The organism is Simkania negevensis Z (assembly GCF_000237205.1).
GTDB classification, from domain to species: Bacteria; Chlamydiota; Chlamydiia; order Chlamydiales; family Simkaniaceae; genus Simkania; species Simkania negevensis.
In genome coordinates, this window is the sequence record NC_015713.1 from 1896912 (window position 1) to 1915184 (window position 18273).

General features: G+C 41.6%; 16 protein-coding genes. 6 read left to right on the top strand and 10 right to left on the bottom strand.

Annotated elements, in window-relative coordinates; genetic code table 11:
- Positions 1–12: 12 nt before the first annotated feature.
- The gene (rlmN, locus tag SNE_RS09310; protein ID WP_013944161.1) at positions 13–1101 is read right to left on the bottom strand and encodes a 23S rRNA (adenine(2503)-C(2))-methyltransferase RlmN; all 1089 of its coding nucleotides are present in this window, start codon (positions 1099–1101) and stop codon (positions 13–15) included.
- A gap of 48 nt (positions 1102–1149) precedes the next feature.
- On the opposite strand from rlmN, the gene SNE_RS09315 reads away from it, so the two are divergent.
- Complete coding sequence (locus SNE_RS09315; protein ID WP_065757315.1) at positions 1150–4182, top strand: glycine--tRNA ligase; 3033 nt, start codon at positions 1150–1152, stop codon at positions 4180–4182.
- Between the two features lie 619 nt (positions 4183–4801).
- Here SNE_RS09315 and SNE_RS09320 read toward each other — a convergent pair.
- The 3 genes from SNE_RS09320 to dnaG are packed head-to-tail and all read right to left on the bottom strand — an operon-like array spanning position 4802 to position 7771.
- On the bottom strand, positions 4802–5413 hold the full coding sequence (locus tag SNE_RS09320; RefSeq protein ID WP_013944163.1) for a TIR domain-containing protein: 612 nt from the start codon (positions 5411–5413) through the stop codon (positions 4802–4804).
- Complete coding sequence (locus tag SNE_RS09325; protein ID WP_041419006.1) at positions 5410–5934, bottom strand: class I SAM-dependent methyltransferase; 525 nt, start codon at positions 5932–5934, stop codon at positions 5410–5412. The genes SNE_RS09320 and SNE_RS09325 overlap by 4 nt, the downstream gene beginning before the upstream one ends.
- Positions 5935–5977: 43 nt before the next feature.
- Positions 5978–7771, bottom strand: coding sequence for a DNA primase (dnaG, locus tag SNE_RS09330; protein ID WP_013944165.1), 1794 nt, complete (start codon positions 7769–7771; stop codon positions 5978–5980).
- Positions 7772–7925: 154 nt separating this feature from the next.
- Between dnaG and SNE_RS09335 the strand changes: the two genes are divergently transcribed.
- Entirely contained in the window at positions 7926–8390 is a 465-nt protein-coding gene (locus SNE_RS09335; RefSeq protein WP_158307236.1) for a hypothetical protein, read from the top strand.
- Complete coding sequence (gene mutS, locus SNE_RS09340; RefSeq protein WP_013944167.1) at positions 8378–10972, top strand: DNA mismatch repair protein MutS; 2595 nt, start codon at positions 8378–8380, stop codon at positions 10970–10972. The genes SNE_RS09335 and mutS overlap by 13 nt, the downstream gene beginning before the upstream one ends.
- A gap of 117 nt (positions 10973–11089) precedes the next feature.
- Here mutS and SNE_RS09345 read toward each other — a convergent pair whose 3' ends face one another.
- Entirely contained in the window at positions 11090–11398 is a 309-nt protein-coding gene (locus SNE_RS09345) for a PABP-interacting PAM2 motif-containing protein (RefSeq protein ID WP_013944168.1), read from the bottom strand.
- Positions 11399–11905: 507 nt separating this feature from the next.
- Between SNE_RS09345 and SNE_RS09350 the strand changes: the two genes are divergently transcribed.
- Both SNE_RS09350 and uvrC read left to right on the top strand, forming a co-directional pair.
- Positions 11906–12256: a hypothetical protein gene (locus SNE_RS09350; protein ID WP_013944170.1), complete on the top strand. Its 351-nt coding sequence runs from the start codon at positions 11906–11908 to the stop codon at positions 12254–12256.
- A 540-nt stretch (positions 12257–12796) separates the two neighbouring features.
- Positions 12797–14617 carry an excinuclease ABC subunit UvrC gene (gene uvrC / locus SNE_RS09355; RefSeq protein ID WP_013944171.1) on the top strand — a complete coding sequence of 607 codons (1821 nt, stop codon included), beginning with the start codon at positions 12797–12799 and terminating at the stop codon, positions 14615–14617.
- Positions 14618–14677: 60 nt separating this feature from the next.
- On the opposite strand, the gene SNE_RS09360 is transcribed toward uvrC, so the two are convergent.
- The 3 genes from SNE_RS09360 to SNE_RS09370 all read right to left on the bottom strand — a co-directional run bounded on the left by SNE_RS09360 (position 14678) and on the right by SNE_RS09370 (position 17061).
- Positions 14678–15184, bottom strand: a complete 507-nt coding sequence (locus SNE_RS09360; protein ID WP_013944172.1) for a hypothetical protein — start codon at positions 15182–15184, stop codon at positions 14678–14680.
- A complete protein-coding gene (locus tag SNE_RS09365) occupies positions 15181–15636 on the bottom strand; it encodes an Asp23/Gls24 family envelope stress response protein (protein ID WP_013944173.1) in 456 nt (151 codons plus the stop codon). The genes SNE_RS09360 and SNE_RS09365 overlap by 4 nt, the downstream gene beginning before the upstream one ends.
- Positions 15637–15702: 66 nt before the next feature.
- Entirely contained in the window at positions 15703–17061 is a 1359-nt protein-coding gene (locus SNE_RS09370) for a hypothetical protein (protein WP_013944174.1), read from the bottom strand.
- Between the two features lie 157 nt (positions 17062–17218).
- Here SNE_RS09370 and SNE_RS09375 point away from each other — a divergent pair, with 157 nt between their 5' ends.
- Positions 17219–17686 (top strand): DUF4339 domain-containing protein, encoded by a 468-nt coding sequence (locus SNE_RS09375; RefSeq protein ID WP_013944176.1) that lies wholly within the window; start codon positions 17219–17221, stop codon positions 17684–17686.
- Positions 17687–17692: 6 nt separating this feature from the next.
- Here the strand turns inward: SNE_RS09375 and rpsN are convergent, their stop codons facing one another.
- Both rpsN and rpmJ read right to left on the bottom strand, forming a co-directional pair.
- Positions 17693–17998: a 30S ribosomal protein S14 gene (gene rpsN, locus SNE_RS09380; RefSeq protein WP_013944177.1), complete on the bottom strand. Its 306-nt coding sequence runs from the start codon at positions 17996–17998 to the stop codon at positions 17693–17695.
- Between the two features lie 7 nt (positions 17999–18005).
- Positions 18006–18143, bottom strand: coding sequence for a 50S ribosomal protein L36 (gene rpmJ, locus SNE_RS09385; RefSeq protein WP_013944178.1), 138 nt, complete (start codon positions 18141–18143; stop codon positions 18006–18008).
- Positions 18144–18273 lie beyond the last annotated feature (130 nt).

Consider the following 18273-nt stretch of genomic DNA (forward strand, 5'->3'; position numbering starts at 1 on the left):
TCGATTTAAGTGTTATAAAGTAATAAGTGCCTCCTCCTTAGGAGGCATTTTTTTTAACGCTAATTGGCCACAAGCCGCTGCAATATCCTTTCCTTTCGTATAGCGCCATGTACTGCGGATTCCTGCTCGATCTAGGATCTCACGAAAGGCTTCAATTGACTCTTTCTCTGGCCGCTTTAAGTTCAGACCATCTACAGGATTATAGGGAATCAAGTTAACGCAGCAATGCTGCCCTTTTAAGAGCTCTCCGAGCTCCTGAGCCTCTTTTCGGCTATCATTGATTCCCTTTAGAAGAACATATTCGTACGTCAGATCCCGTTTTGTCTTCTTAGAATAAAGATCAACGGCCTTCAAAATGTCTTCTAAAAGGTATTTACGCGAATAAGGAACGATTTTCTTACGCAGGTTCTGGTTGGGTGCATGAAGGGAAAGGGCTAGATTAACTGAAATCTCTTCATCCATAAGCTTTTCGATTCCTTCAACGACCCCCACGGTGGAGACTGTAATACGCCGAGGAGAAAGATTGAGAGCAAGCGGGTGGGTTAATAGACGAAGCGCTTTGACGACTTGGTCGTAATTATCGAGAGGCTCCCCCATTCCCATGAAAACGATATGTGAAACATGCTCTCCCTTTTTTTTGAGCTGCGCTTGAATTTGAAGTACCTGCTCGTGAATTTCTCCAGCTGTAAGATTACGGATGAGACCTTCTTTTCCCGAAGCACAAAAAGCGCAACGCGCAGGACATCCTACTTGCGAAGAAACGCAGACTGTTCGCCTATCTCCAGAAGAAATCAAAACAGATTCAACAAGTTTACCATCCCGAAGTTTCCACAGAAATTTTGTTGTCTCCTCATCAGCGGAGTCTTCAATAGTCATCAGCGTTAAACTAGGAAGAGAAAAAGATGCAGCTAACTTTTCCCGTAAACTTTTTGGCAAATTAGCCATCTCATCAAACGCAAAGACCGTTTTCTTATACAGCCAATCAAAAATCTGTTTGTAGCGGTATGCCGGCTCTCCATTTTCTTCAAGCCAACCTTTTAATTCTCCAGGAAGTAACCCAACTAATTCCAAAGCGTCACCAATAAATTCTAAAATTTGCAAATCATTATGACAAAAAACGCAATTTCTTTATACTCAGATGATCCAAGAATGGGTAAAAATATGCTCACTTTTCAACAAATCATTACCAAGCTCTCAACCTTTTGGGCAAATCAAGGCTGTGTAATCCAACAAGGCCATGACCTCGAGGTTGGGGCTGGCACCTTCAACCCTGCGACTTTTTTGCGCTCACTTGGGCCTGAGCCTTATAACACAGTCTATGTCGAGCCCTCTAGACGGCCTCAAGATGGACGTTTTGGAGAAAACCCGAACCGACTTCAGCTCTTTCATCAAATGCAAGTGATCATGAAACCTTCCCCACTCGAAATTCAACAAATGTATGTAGAATCCCTCGAAGCCATTGGTTTCGACCTTTCCAAACACGATATCAGGTTTGTTCATGACGATTGGGAATCTCCAACACTTGGCGCATGGGGACTCGGTTGGGAAGTGTGGCTCGATGGAATGGAAGTAACGCAATTTACCTATTTTCAATCAGTTGCAGGTTATAACTTAGAACCTATCAGTGTCGAACTCACCTATGGTTTAGAGCGCCTTTGCATGGTCCTCCAGAAAAAAGACAACTTCTTTGACATGATGTGGAATGAAACTTTGACCTATGGAGATATCTTTCATCGTAATGAAGTGGAGTGGAGTCACTATAATTTTAACCGAGCTTCCACTGAAATGTGGCTAAGACACTTTGATGATTTTGAGAAAGAAGCCAAAACTTTAGCCGATCTTCACTTGCCAATTCCCGCTTACGACTTTGTCATGAAAGCTTCTCATGCATTCAACATATTAGAAGCCCGTGGTGTTCTATCCGTGACTGAAAGAATGGGTTACATCACTCGCGTAAGAGATTTGGCAAAAATTGCAGCCTCAGAGTTTCTTGAGTCACGCAAACAGCTTGGCTTTCCTTTGGTCAAACGTCTAGAAACAAAGAAACTCGAATCTCACGCGCACTCTCTTTCAAAAGCATTCGACGCTTCACACAAAGAAGACTTCCTTCTTGAAATCGGATCGGAAGAACTCCCAGCTGCATTTGTGCCTATTGGATGTCAAAGCTTAAAGCAAGCTCTTGAAAAGCTTCTTAAGTCGGTCGATCTCTCATTTGATCATATTCAGGTTTTTGGTGCGCCGCGCCGTTTAAGCGCTTTAGTCAAAAACCTCGCCTATGGCACCAAAAACACTTCAACCGTTCGCAAAGGCCCTCCCCTATCTCTTGCATTTGATGAAAGAGGAAACTTGACAAAACAAGGAAGCGGTTTTTTCCAATCGATCGACTCAGAAGAAAAACCAACTTTAGAAGAAATCAAGCGCGGGAAAGTTCCCGGTGTCTCCATTCAAGAAATCAAAGGAAGCGATTACCTCAGCTGTAATCTTGAAAAGAAAGGCGTTTCAACTGCAGAAATTTTAGGAAAACACCTTCCGAAATTAATTGCCGACCTCAGTTTCCCGAAAAAAATGCGTTGGGCAGAATTTGACCTCACTTATGCTCGCCCTCTTCATTGGATTGTATCATTGCACGGCAAAGAAGTTGTTCCTTTTAGTATGGCAGGAATCCATTCAGGAAATGTGTCACGTGGTCATCGACAACTCAATCCCAAACCTTTCTCCATTAAACACGCTTCAGATTACGTCGAAGAGTTGAAAAAACACTTAGTTTACGTCGATATTGAAGAGCGTCGAGCTTCAATTTTAAAGCAGCTTAAAGCCATCGAATCAGAAACTAAAACCGTCGCTCTTGAAAAAGAAAAGGTAATGAAAGAAGTTCTTTATCTTAGTGAGTGGCCCCAGCTTTTCCATGCCTCCTTCAACACCAAGTTTTTAAAAGTGCCAGAAGAAGTTCTCACTTCTGAAATGATCGAACATCAACGGTATTTCCCCCTTGCTGAGACTTCAGGCAAACTCTCAAACCACTTTGTTATCACAGCCGACAACCATCCAAACGAAACCATTCGCTCAGGAAATGAGCACGTTCTTACCGCACGTCTTTCTGATGGTGAGTTTCTCTATAAGCAAGATTTAGAAACATCGCTCGATGAATTTGCTGAAAAACTACACGCGATCATCTTTCAAAAAGATTTAGGGACTGTTGGCGAAAAGGCCGATCGCCTTAAGCACGAAGCTGTCATTTTAGCTCAAGCCCTTCAACTCAGCTCTGAAAAAAAAGTTGCGCGAGCAGCCAAGCTTGCTAAAGCAGACCTTGCCACTGAACTCGTTCAAGAATTCCCCAACTTGCAAGGCGTGATTGGAAAGCACTACGCTCTTCACCAAAAAGAAGACGACGAAATTGCTCTCGCAATTGAAGAGCACTGGATGCCCAAAGCTGAAGGTGGCGCACTTCCTAAAACACACACAGGAACCGTTGTGAGTCTTGCCGATAAGCTTGACAACCTCATTGGTTACTTTAGTGTGGGGCTTAAACCGACTTCATCAAGTGATCCCTATGCACTCCGACGCCAAACAATTGGCTTCATTAAAATTCTGATCGAAAACTCTCTGAGTTTAGACCTTCAAGGCATTCTAACAGAAATGAGCTCTCTTTTTAAGTATCACGATAAAAAAGAGCTTGTTCAAGACCTCATGGAATACATTACAAGCCGCTCAAAAGGAGTTTTAGAGGATTACGGATTCAAAAAAGACGAAATCGAAGCCTCTCTAGCAGGGCTTTGTATCGACCCCTACGATCAGTTTCTCAAAACCAAGTCCCTCCATGCCTTCCGCCAAAGCCCAGAATTCACTCAGCTCTATGAAGTCTACAAACGGGCCAAAGGACAGCTTGAAAACCAAGAAACCTTTGCCCTCCAGAGCGACCAATTAGTTGAAAAAGCTGAAATTGCTCTACATCAATTGTTTAAAGAAATTTCAGACCCATTTAACGCTGCAATGGACAAAAGAGACTATGAACAGGCATTCAGCCTCTTAGCAAAGCTCCAAAAGCCCCTAGGGACCTTATTTGACGAGGTCAAAATCCTCGCTGATGACCCAAAGGTTCGCCAAAATCGTTTGGCCCTTCTACAAGAAGTTTTCGCCTGTTTCAGCAAGGTCATGGATTTTAGCAAGCTTCAAATCCTCTAAACTTTTAACCATCAAACATTTGTGAAATTAATTAAATTTTTCATTAAGTTTTTGTTAAATTAAATTAATAGATGATATATAATAGAATCAAATTGAAAAATTTGACATAAGAAAAACCTTTTTATAGAAACCCAGAGCTGCCGAACTCTGGGTTTTTTTTTGTCTTTATAACACTTATTTCTTCACGTTAAAATAAATGAAACAATAAGCATCACATATTTAGCTATTTATGAAATTAATTAAATTTTTCATTAAGTTTTTGTTAAATTAAATTAATAGATGATATATAATAGAATCAAATTGAAAAATTTGACATAAGAAAAACCTTTTTATAGAAACCCAGAGCCGCCGAACTCTGGGTTTTTTTTTGGCTCTTAGGGGACCCTCCAGAGCTCAAGCGCCCCTCTTTTCTAAGGGGACAAAGTTATGCCTGCTGACTGCGATTAGGTCAGAAACTATATCCAAACGACTTCAAAAGTTAGATTTTCGACTGTGCCAAAGCGCTGTAATTTGCCGATCTTAAGTGGCCTCATATCTTTATTAGGTCACTTAAGATCGACGAATTCCGAAAGCTTCCCCATTCCCCAAAACCAACTTTTGAAGTCGTTTGAGTAGATACTTATTTGAGTATAAATTTAGGCGAAAGATTAAACCTTTCTTGCAACATCTCGCTCGATTCAATGAGTTGTTTCATCGGCTTATCCTGAGGAAACTGCATTTCTCTATAGTACTGCATCGCCTCCTCAATTGTTTCTAAATCTTTGATTGGGCCAACTTCTCCTGAAGCAAATTCGAGTATCCATGCAGCTCCCTCTTCAAGAGAATCAGCAATACAATCGCTTAAACTCTCCACAAAGGGATGGATGTAATCATCAATAGGTTGTCCTAACAGCGATGCGATAGCCTTGCGATAGTGGCTTTCTTTTGGGGCCAAAACGACAACGGGTTTTCCAAGCACTTTAGCCCACATCATTTCAGCACCTACTCCAAGCCCCCGCCGATGACGTGCATCGACAAATAGGAGATCTGCAAGATAAATTTGCGTCATATCTCTTCCAAAAACTGCGAACTCGTCACTAAGATCATCTGTCCGTTCTGCGGGATTGAGAATATGAACATAATGAGGATCTAAAAGAGTTCTTAAAGAAGCAAAATCTTCTTCTGTCCAATACGAATCGTTTTGCTCATGATCCTTTTGAATCGAACCAGCAAAATAAATAGAAAGCTTCAATTTGGGACCTCATAGAGATAAATTTTCGAATTGTGGAGATCATTGACTTCAATCACTGTCTTAGGACTCCATCCTGGAATCGCAAATGTATGACTAATCACATGCGTTCCTGCTCGGAGTTCTTTTTCGAACTTTGCTTTGAGTTGGTCCATTCCCTTTGGGAAAAGATAGCAAACAACCATATTAGCATCATGGAGAGGGACATTAAAAAAATTGGAACGTTTTATCTTAAGGTTCTTTTTGTGATTGATCAAAGATGAAAACCAATAAGGAACAGGTGAATTTTCGTAACCAAAAACATGACAGTTGCGATAGCGGCTTGCCAAAGGAAAAATCAAATTGCCCCACCCAGATCCCAAATCAATAATGATGCCATCGTCTAGGTCGGGAAGCACATCAAAAAGAGCCCGCTTTGCCTTCTCAGATGTTGGCATGGGGGAAATTCCATTTTTCAACGTATGAAAAATGAGAGAAAACAAAATGATAAGAGCAATGGATAGTGTTACAACAAAATAAAACATGATTTCATTCTCCTCCCCTGCCCCTATTTTTTGCAAGACCCGATCATTTCTCCGGCAACGCGATCGTTGGTGCTTGCCCTTTGATTGTGTCGAACTCTTTGGCAAGCTCGAGAATCTCTTCTTCAGAGCACCGTCCACTTTGGATTTGAATCCGAATTTTTTCCCGTTTCTCCATCCAATGTCGCTGCAAAAGTTTTGTCACGGTTTCTACCACTCCTTCTTCAGCCTTTTCGGTGTTCACTTTCTTTTGAATGATTTCAGAAAAAAGAAGCTGCTCTTCAGCTGACTCGAGATTGTTGGCAAGTTGGAGCAAATCATTTTTTTGCTCTTTTTCTAGACTTTCACTATAGATGGAAAAAAGACGGCGACAAAGGGGAATTTGAAAATGTTCAGGACGCACATTCGCTTTGATGATATTAAGCAACCGTTGATTGGAATCTCCCATCAAAAAAAGCCAGCGCAAAAGATCAGTTTCTAAAACCCGGTCGGGATCGACTGAAACTTCGGAAACGCTCCCTTGCCTTTTGACAAAAACATCGCGACGCATGACCTCATCTCCTAATCCAATGAGTTTCTCGGGAACACGCGTGAGCTTGGCCAATTTACGCAGACTTTCATGAACCATAAGAGGATGATCCCAACTCCGGATTCTCTCAACCATTTTTTGAACAAGGTGGTTTTTCTGCGAAGGAGATTCGACATCAACTCCCTCTGAAAGATGGCCGAGGAGAAAAGTTAAATAATCCTGCGAGTCTGCGAGAAGTTTTTTAAAGGCTGGTGGCCCTTCTTCTCTTAAAAGAGTATCCGGATCGCTTCCAGGAGGTAACTTGGTAACAGAGACTTCGATTCCCTCTTTTTGAAAGAGATGTCCAATTTTTGAAGCGGCAACTCTTCCAGCTTCATCCCCATCAAGGGCCAAGTAAACATGTGCCACACCCAGCTCGCTTAAAACTCTGACATGTTCTTCTCCAAAAGCAGTTCCTTGCCCGGCAACGGTTAAATCAAATCCTTCTTGAATAAGCCGAAGTGCATCGATTTGCCCTTCAACCACAATAGCCCGTTTTTCTTTTGCAATACGCCGCCTAGAAAAACTCAGTCCATAAAGGGTGCGCGATTTTTTGAAGAGGGGTGTTTCTGGCGTGTTAATATATTTGGGACCAAAGGTCTCTTCACTGATTTTTCTTCCAGAAAAGCCGATGATATGACCCAGTGCATCTTGAATAGGGAACATGATACGATCGGAGAAAAAAACCTTTTTCTTCCCTGTTGCAAGGGTTTTGATTAACCCGGCTTTTTCCAGGATTTCGGCTGTTTGCTTCTCTTTTTTCATCAACTCTCCAAAAAGAGCTCCTTTTTTAGGCGCAAACCCAATTTTAAAAAGTTGAACGAAATCGAGGTCGAGTCCACGGTCATAGAGATATTTGAGAGCTTGATGCCCTTCGTCTGTATGAAGAAGGTAGTAATGATAAAAGTCAGCGGTAAGCTGCAGTGCTTCGCGCAACTCTTTTTTTCCCGGCCCGGTTTGTTCACGTTCCCACTCTACTTGTTCTAAAGGAACTTGGAATCGCTCGGCAAGAGATTCGATCGCTTCAACAAATGACATTTTCATGTAGCTCATCAAAAAGGCAATCGCATCGCCATGAGCCCCGCACCCAAAGCAATGATAGTGGGACTCTCCTTTTTGGATCACAAAAGAGGGGGTTTTTTCATCATGAAACGGACAAAGCCCTTTATACGAACTCCCTGCAGACTTCATTTGAACATACGACGAAACAACCTCGACGAGGTCGATCTTTTCTCGTAAAAGCTCGAGACTTTTTTTAGAATAGACACCCATGTCCACCAGTATAGTTGAAGGGGTTTAAAATTCACAGATGGGACGAAAAATTTTCATGCAGTGCAAAATGCATCTGAGAGAAATAAGTCGCACTCCAGGTTTAAAACTGAAAAATTGCTTTTTTCAAACAGCAGAATCGAGTATCTTTTTGTCCATGGAATCTAAAAAAGCAAACACAACTTTTCGAAAAAAAGTTTACAGTAAGCTCGATTCATCTCCGCTTTCTGGGTCCATTCCACCTCCTTCATCTTTTGCAGCTTCAGCTGCACCCAAAAAGATTATTCCAACATCGGCAACCAAAGGCCTGCGTGAAGATTGTAAAAAGACCTTTCTTCCATTACTCATCGATGTGTTTGAGCTGAGGCAAATGATTGAAAACTACAAGTCTCAGGCTGAATCTCCTCTTCCCATAGGAAAAGTCACTCAATCTCCACATGAAATCTTAGAATCTCTCGAACAATTGCGATGCGACATCGAAGAAACAATGAGGTGGTGCGAAGGTGTTCTTCTTCAAATCTCTAAAGGTTTTGAAGAAGCCTCCGAGGCTTTTGAAATGATTGAAGAAAAAGACTCTGAACAAGGACTTTTGAAAAAGCTACTCAAAAAATGGAAACGGTAAAATCTCAAACTCCTATGATGGCTCAATGGTACGCATGCAAAAAGCAAGCAAAAGATGCTGTGCTTCTATTCCGCTTGGGAGATTTTTATGAAGCGTTTTACGAAGACGCTGCAATCTTGGCTAAAGAACTCGATTTAACCCTGACAAAAAGACAAGATGTGCCGATGAGTGGTGTCCCCGCTCATGCTGCCGAAGGATACATCGAAAAACTCGTTGAAAAGGGGTACTTGGTTGCGATTGCAGAGCAAGTTGAAGATCCAAAAGAAGTCAAGGGTCTCGTTAAACGGGAAGTGGTAAAAACAGTTTCACCCGGAACCATCCTCCATTCTTCATTTCTTTCAGAAAAGGCCAACAATTTTTTTGCTTCGATCACCCAAGTCAACGCCCTTTTTGCTCTTGCCCTCTTAGATCTATCGACTGGAGAGTTGCATACCCTCGAACTCGAAAATGAACGGGACTTGCAAGATGAACTTTTCCGCCGCACTCCTTCAGAAATTCTCATTTCTGAAAAAAGCTCCAAATCGCTCAAGCCTCTGCTCGATGACCTCAAGCAATCTCTTCGCTTTCGACTCAATGTCAAAGACGATTGGAACTTTGAACACCGCACCTGTTATAACTGGCTCACAAATCACTTTCAGGTGCACAATCTCGATGGATTTGGGCTGCAGGGAAAAGTTGCTGCGATCAACGCAACAGGAGCTCTTCTTTCCTACCTTCAAGACGAACTTTCTTTATCTGTTGATCACATCAAACAAATCAAGCTTGACCATCTCTCTTCTTACATGTCTATTGATCGCGCAACGCAACGGAACCTTGAGCTCACTGAGCCACTCCACCGCGGAAGCAAAAGTTGTACCCTCCTCAAACTCTTGGACCGCACTGTGACACCTATGGGGGCTCGCCTTCTCAAAAGCTGGGTCATCCACCCTCTTCTATCCCCTCAGAAAATTCAGAAACGTCAAGATGGCATCGAGGAGCTTCTAAACAAGCAAAAAGAAGCCCGTCTCTTACGAGAAGATCTACAAAACATCCGAGATCTTGAGCGTCTCATCATGCGCATCTCAACCGGCTACTCGACTCCTCGCGACCTCAGCGGTCTCCGCTTTTCACTCGAAAATATTCCCTCGGTTAGAGAGCATCTCACACCTTTTCAAGCTATTTTAATGCAAACCCTTTTGTCTCATCTCCCCGATCCTTCAGAAATCACCCACGCCATTCAAACGACTCTCGTTGACGAGCCACCCATCAAAATGGGCGAAGGAAAAGTGATTCGCCCTGGATTTAATGCCGAGCTAGACGAGCTTCGCTCTCTTAAAGCCAACAGTCAGTCGTGGATTGCCAATTACCAAGCTGAGCTCAAAGAAGCCACAGGAATTAAAACCCTCAAAATTACCTACAGCAAAGCTTTTGGCTACTGCATCGAAGTGAGTCGGGGGCAAGCCGACAAAATGCCTTCCTCTTTTCAAAGAAGACAAACTCTTATTAATTCGGAACGTTTCATTTCACCCGAACTCAAAGCCTACGAAGAAAAAATTCTGACTGCTGAAGAAAAGATCCAAGCTCTCGAGCAATCGCTCTACCAAACGCTTCGTAAAATGATCGCAAAACATCTTCCAACCGTCAAAAAAATTGCCAAAGCCATTGCCAACCTCGACTGCCTTCTCGCTTTGATGCACGTCGCACGGGACAACAACTACTGCCGCCCTCTCATTGACGATTCAGACACCCTTTACATCCAAAAAGGGCGACATCCCGTTATCGAAGCCTCTCTTTTCGACGATTCATTCATCCCAAATGACACCCACCTCAGCCAAAAAGAGTGCCAGCTCATGCTCATCACAGGTCCCAATATGGCAGGAAAATCGACTTACATCCGTCAAGTGGCTCTCATTGCCATTATGGCGCAAATTGGTTCGTATGTTCCTGCCCACTCTGCACGTATTGGAATCATCGACAAAGTCTTTAGTCGAATTGGGGCCAGTGACGATCTTGCTCGAGGACAATCTACTTTCATGGTTGAGATGACCGAAACCGCTAATATTCTCAACAATGCTTCCCCCCGTTCTCTCGTCATTCTCGATGAAATTGGACGGGGTACAAGTACCTATGACGGGATCTCTATAGCATGGGCCGTTGCCGAGCACCTCCTTACATTGCGTGGAGAAGGAGTCAAAACTCTTTTTGCCACTCACTACTGGGAACTCACCGAACTCGCCTTGGAAAGGAAAGGGATTCTAAATTTCAACGTCGCAGTCAAAGAAACATCAGATAGCATTGTTTTCTTAAGAAAGATTATTCCTGGTTGCACCGATAAAAGTTACGGCATTCACGTCGCCCGTCTTGCTGGCTTGCCCCATAGCGCCATTAAACGTGCCCAAGAAAAGCTCAGGCAGCTTGAAAATAAAGAAACGCCATCCCAAGTAAAAGAAGAAAGCAATCAACTTTCCTTCTTCACCGCTCCCCCACCTATAGACTCTTCACATACACAAATCATTGATGCACTCAAAGAGCTCAACATCAATGAAACTACTCCCCTTAAAGCTCTTCAAAAAATCCTAGAGTGGCAACAAACACTTTGCTAATACCATTATCAAAAATAACTCATCTAAGTTTCTTAAATGTTAAAGTAAAGACAGATCATCACTTAGGGATAAAGGAAGAAGATTGTCTTACACTCTCAAATCGCGGTCAATTTTTACTCAGAATTTTCCTGATGGAACAAAAGGAGAAGCATTTGGATTCAATCTAGTTTTTCGAATACTTTCAACTTTTTCATGCTTCTGTCGCTCTATCTCCTTGATTTCTGTTGGATAAAGAGGGCGAGGAATAATAACTTCCTTTTGATCAGCCAGAGGATTTCTCATTAAAAGGAATTGATACTCAAGTGTTAGATTTTTCAAAAGAGTGCCTACTCTCACAACGCCCTTATTGCGGCAAGCTAGCTCTAGCCAAAAATCTGTTGGAATTGCCCGAGCTGTTGCTCCAAATCCAGGAACTTCTAATGACATACGTACCCCACATCTGTTAAAATGATAACAATATTTTACCTGATCCGCGAAATAAGAACAAATTCTTATATCTTTTAATGTGAGTATCTTATAAAATATTTCTTAAGAGCCTGAAGTCTATTTAATGAAAAATAGAAAGCAAAATATTCTCACTAAACGGCTCCAACCTAAGTCCAATGTTCTTATCTAAGTTGAAGCAGCAATTCATTTTCCTTCTTCACCGCTCTACCACCACTAGACACTTCATATTCTCAAATCATTCAGGAGTTGCACAAGCCCAATGCAAACCAACCCACTCCTATTAAAATTCTCAAAAAATTCTTGAATAACAAAAGTCTCTTGATTAGCATTTATCCAATGTTAAGCATTTATTAATGGAAAAAAGTTATGATTGATGAAGTTTCGTCATGTCAAGAAGCAGGTTTGTTCTCAGGTTTTTTAGAAGACCAATCAGTACCTTTAGGATCTTAGCTCCAAGATCTAAGCCAAAAGCTAATATTTCGTGCAATGCCTTCATCATCAGCGCTCATTGGGCTCTATCAATTTTTAAGCCAAATCGATGCAACTCAGCTACAAACCTCAAAATTTCACAATGATTTTAACGATTTTACCCTAACTTATCATGTGATGACAGCACACCCAAGCAATTTTAATGATGCCGATCGAAGCACAATTTCAAATCACCTTAGCAAGCTAGGTGCTGATAATCCCATTGTTTTACTAACGCAATTGAATCAAATCATACACAATAGTCTTGAATCTGTCCAAAGCGAGCTCAACTCAGGACAACAACTTCAATTTGAGCAAGCAGTAGGAGCGCTATTTGCCATTTCGCTTCTTATATTTGATGGCCCTTAGTCTCAAGAGATAAAGGATCAAGCTATAAATACTAATTTCCACATCTCAAGCGCCCCTGAATTTAGTATCCCTGTAGCTCAGCTCCTTCAAGATGTCTCTTGGTTACTAGATCAGCCAGATTTCAAGACTAAGTAAACTCTACTTAGTTCTTAGTCGAAGGGGGTAAAAGCTAGAGCCATCGGATTAAGTGTGCATTTTTAAGCCTTTTCTATTTTTTATTGCTGCTCTGCCGCTTCTTTCACGCAAGCTCGTGACAAACTTCACTCCAAATAAGAGAGTTCTTCTTCCAAATTCCGGAACTTACCCTGAATAGCCATCTAGGTAAACTTGAATCGATTTTCATCTCCAGATTTTTCATGACAAGCTGATGACATACTTGATAAAGTAGAGATCAGCTTGTCATGAAGAAGATAGAAGAAAAGAGAATTTTAAGCAGTTTTGAGTAGATGATACTTCGGGGTTTTAATGACATACGTACCCCACATCTATTAAAATGATAAGAACATTTTACTTGATCTCTGAAATAAGGATAGATTTTTCATGTCTTTTGATATGAGTAACTTAGAAAATATCCCTCAAGAACCTGGCGTCTATTTAATGAAAAATAGAAAGCAAAATATTCTATATATCGGAAAAGCTAAAAATCTTAAAAAAAGACTAAAACAGTATTTCCTTCCTGGTCGAGATGGAAGAATGATGGTCCCTTTTCTCACCTCTCAGGTAGAAACAATTGAAACAATTATCACCTTTTCTGAAAAAGAAGCTCTTCTATTAGAAAATAATCTTATTAAAAGGCACCAGCCTAAATATAATGTCCTTCTGAAAGACGATAAAACTTTCATTAGTTTGACAATCAATCACCGCCATAAATGGCCAATGATTCGGCTAACTCGCTATAAAGGCAAGCCGCAAGCAGGACGACTCCACTTTGGTCCCTATACAAGTGCATATGCAGCTAGGCAAACTCTCGACCTCATGCAACGGATTTTCCAGTTGAGGCAATGCTCTGATCGGGAACTCTCCTCACGTACACGTCCCTGTCTCCTGCATGACATTAAACGTTGCCTGGCCCCTTGCGTTGGCAAGTGTTCCAAAGAAGACTATGATCAAGAGGTGGAAAGGGCTATTAGCTTTCTCAAAGGCAATGACAAAGAAGTTCTCAAGGCTCTTCAAGAAGAAATGGAAAAGGCCTCTGATGCTCTCGAGTTTGAACGGGCAGGGGCCTTATACAAAACGATGCAGCAAATTCAGCATGTGACAAATAGTCAGCAATCAATTGTGCACTCTACAGGAAAAGACTGTGATGTGTTTGCTTTGTATCATGAAGGTAAGCATCACCTTATTTCGCAGCTCATTTGTCGCGAAGGAAGACTCATTGGAGCGGAACAATTTCCTTTTACTGAGCTCGCTTCTACAGATGAAGAAATCTGGGAAACGTTTCTTTTGCAACACTACAAAGATCAGACAAAACCCCCTTCCGAAATTCTCCTCCCTCTCGCTCTAATGCATCAAACACTGATTGAAGAAATTCTATCCGAAGAAAGTGGCCGCAAAGTGAAACTCTTGCATCCCAAAATGGGAGAAAAAGCGCAGCTTGTCCAGTTGGCAGAAAAAAATGCCAAAACCCTTTTCCACCAAGAGCAAAAAAATCAATCAGCAATCGAAGAGATGCTCCTTGATCTTGAAGAGACTTGTGAACTGACCCAATGTCCTCTCACGATTGAGTGCTTTGATACCTCAAATATTGCCGGGACTGACTTCGTTGCTTGCATGGTTGGTTTCACCAACGGAGAACGAGATAAAAAGCGGACACGTCTCTTTAAAATTAAAGGAGTTGAAAAGTCCGACGATTATGGAGCCCTGCGAGAAACGCTGGCGCGTCATTTTTCTAAAGCCAAAGAAAAGGGAGAGTTGCCTGATTTAGCTCTCATTGATGGAGGAAAAGGACAGCTCAACGTCGCCTTAGAAGTCTTTAAAGAGCTAGAAATCGCCTCTGTCGATGTGATCTCCCTTGCAAAAGAAGAAGGACGCCATGATAAAGGGCTCAATTTTGAAAAGATCTTCATTCCTCATAAAAAAGACCCCATTTTTCTCTCCCCTCGGTCTTCGACTCTTTTTATATTGCAAAAGATTCGGGACGAAGCTCACCGTGTGGCCATTACTTTCCACCGTAAAAGGCGCCAAAAGCGGACACTCCAAAGCGCTTTAGACCAAGTTCCTGGAATCGGCCCTGTCAAACGTACACGCCTTTTAAAACACTTTGGCAGCGTTAAAAAAATTAAAGAAGCACCAGATAAGGAGCTCCTCAAAGTTCAAGGTATCACTCAAAAAGAGATCACTGCCCTAAGAAAGCATCTATAAACCCAAATAGTTTTCTATTGCGAAGTCAAGGTATTGTGCAAATTGATACAATTAAAATTATTAATTGTCAGATAATGTGAGATAGAATTCTTTATAATAACCTAAACGACGAGAGAGACGATCTCCAAGATCATTTTGAAGCTGCACAAGGTGCTCTTCAACTTCTCCTTCCCAATTCTTGGGGACAGGAACAATAATCTCTAAAATCTCTCCTTTTTGGACCACAACGTCGACTACGCCCTCTTCAGAGGGTTGCTTTTCTTTCCAGTAATCTTGAACGTAGTCTTGAACAACTTTCTCGTCTATTTGGGTCATTGCTGGCCCCATTTTGACGGTTAAGAAGCGACGTTTATTCAATAAATAAAAGCCTAGGAAAAGGAGCACTCCAAAACCTAATGTTATAGCCCCAATGAGCTTAAATAGATCTGGCCTTTCATAGATGTAGTAAGTAAGCTGAAACCGAAATGTTTCGGCATAGGGAAGCGCTAGTAAAAGCCCTCCAATACTTAAAATGAGTAAAATCACAAAGAAATGAACCGCAGAGAAAAGAATGTTTCCAGATCTCATGAAAATTCTTCGACTGAAAATTCCTCTTTTTCAGGCTGCTTTTCTTCAACCTTTATAGGCTGGACTGTTTGTTCCGAAATCAGCGCTTTAAAAATCACATGGACACAAGCCACATGTAGTCCCGTTAAACGGCAAACTTCTGCAGCAATCTTTGTCTGAATTTCTTCTGCTTTTACAGGGATTGAAATTCCATGAGCCACATTGACTTCAACTTTGATGCTAACGCTATGATTTTTCTGATCTTGTTCGACGTGGATCCCTTTGATCCGCTCATTTCCTTCTCTTCCAAGAAGATTATCGAGAAGGTTTCCTTCTAAAAGGGCAACCCCCTCGATTTCGGCTAGACATTTGACAACAATTGCCTGAAAAACACGCGTTTCAATGTCTCGCACAAAGATGGTGTCAGCAAATTGAATCTCTTTTATATCGAGATCTGTAAATTGATCGGTCATGTTAATTCCTATTTAATCAAGTGAAACTCAATTCTAAAATTTGCTGACAATTCTGTAAATAGTGTCTCAATAAACACGTATTCCACCCATTCCTCCTGGATTATAAGGAGTACTTGGAATTCCGGTATGAATTGGCACTGTTGTTTTTTGTCGCATATTTTGATCATCTGATGATCCACGTAAGTTATGGATCAAATTATCAAACATCCCTTTCGAATATCCATAAATGATCAAAGCTGCACCTATCACTGTCGCAACCAAAACATTGTAAGCACCAAGCTGTGCTAAACAACATTGAGATGAGTCTACTTCCCCTGAAGTCTCGTCTAAGCGATCTGCAACAGAACTTCTAGAGGGATGTAGTGGTTTAACAGGTGGCATAGAAGCATCCTCTGGAACATACCCAAGAGGAAGCCCTAATTCATAAAGTACTCTATCACGTATACGTCTAGCGTTTTCCATATGAAGTTGACTTTTACCAAGTTGGCGCTCTTCTCCTATAAACTCAATCATCAATGCACTGACTAGGGGAGCATAGCGTTGTCTTATCCATTCTTCGCCGTGAATGAAAGCTTGGACAAGAGGAGCATACTCTTGCTTTTCCCAAGGTTCTTTGTCAAGTAATGCTCTAACAAGAGGAGCGTGCAATTGTTTGTTCCAATCTCTGTCGTTTATAAATTCTCTGACTTGGGGAGCATAGTCTTGATCCTCCCAAGGTTCGTCGTCAAGCAACGCCCTAATGAGTGGAGCATAATCATTCTCTTCCGGCTCAGCACTTAAAATCGGTCTTGCAACTTCTGACATCTTCGATGATTGAGCTAGTAGCTCATCTCTTTTGTCGTCATCCCAAGCTTTTAAAGCTTGTCCATAAGACATTCTCACAGTTGGTTTAGGCACATAAGGACCGTCGATTTGATAAGTTCTCTTAGACACTGTTTGATCAAATGATTCTGCTGCATTGGGTTTATGCAGCTCACAACATATTGCGACAGTTCCCTCGTAATGCATTTTTTCAGTCGTATTAACGATTATTGAGCCATCATACGCATTACCTTTCTTTTCAGAAATCTGACCTTTAACTTTCAATGTTCGACCGTCTTGGAGTACTACTGTCGTTATAACAACAGGCTTTTCCTCTTCTACTGTTTCAGTGATTGTAAGGGTGCTTTCTAGCATTTCATGATAAGGAATTACTTCTGTGAATTCTCCTCGGCAAACGGAACATGAGACAGGTGCATCACGGTCTTTTTCTCCAAAAATTGAAGATGCGATGATTGTGCATGCGCTTGACAACCCATGTCCATGCGAACACTCTTTCCATCCATTTGAAGTATCCACAAATTTAACAGGACAAGATCCTAAAAAATCTTGATCGACAGGATCCACCCAACCATTAAGCTCATATACTCTTAGTGCTTCACTCATAATCTGGCCCTTTCTTTATCATTTCTTAAAAAAGCTGCTGTCATTAAACGCGTAAAGAATTTTTTTTGCAAGAAATTCAAGAAAATCATCTGATTTTTCTTTTATTCCTGACTTTGTTATGCTTACAAGAAAGATTTTACACCCGTAGGATTCCCTCATGTTTTCTTACCTCAGTCTATTTTTTCTTCTTATTATCGGTGCTGTCTGCGCTTACAATGCAAAACTTCGTGGCCGTAGCCCGATCGCTTGGTTTGCTATAGGGCTTTTCCTTGGAGCAATCGGTCTTCTGATTCTTTACCTTCTCCCCCCAAAGCGAGAACCCCTATCATCTGTCGCAACATCAAGCTCTGCGAAACCAATGCCTGAAATCACTCCTCAAGTGACACCCTCTCTTGCTCAGCAAACACCTGCTGCAACTCCACAGAAGCTTTGGTACTACCTCGATGAAGATAATGAGCGGCATGGACCCATGAGTTTTGATCGACTTAAAAGTGCTTGGATCGAAGATCAAGTCACACGAGAAACTTATTTGTGGAATGAAGACATGGAAGATTGGAAAGTTGTAAAAGATCTTCCCGATCTTCTAGATGAACTAGGGGAAATAAATTCCCCTAATAACGATTAAGTGTGCTTACCAAGAAGCTTTGACCACGCCAGGAATACTTCCATCGTTGGCCATCTCTCGGAAACAGAGACGTGAAATTTGAAATTTTCTAAGATACCCACGGCAACGTCCTGTCATTTTGCATCGGTTTCGACGGCGAATGGGCGAAGAATTTTTAGGAAGACTGTTGAGTTTGATCATAGCGTCTAAACGCTGCTCTTCTGTCACGTTTAAGTTGCGAACAATCTTCTTAAGCTCTTGTCTTTTTTCCCACTTGACTTTTGACATGTGGGCACGTTTTTTTTCTTTTTCAATCATCGCTTTTCTAGCCATATCCGTCCTATTTTTTCCTTGCGGGGCCTTTTKGTCTTTGTTTGCGATTCGGGTCGCGCTTATTGATCACATAAAGCCGTCCTTTACGACGTACAATCTTGTCGCCTTTATCAGGATCTGCTTTTACTGAAGCTTTAACTTTCATTGTGAAGTTCCAATTTGTCACATTTTAATTTAGGGCATCATTCTAGCTTTTATGTCTTTTCTTGACAAGACCTTTAGCTGGTATCGGCCTACGATTGCTTTAAAATTTTATTTCACCTTACCACCATTAC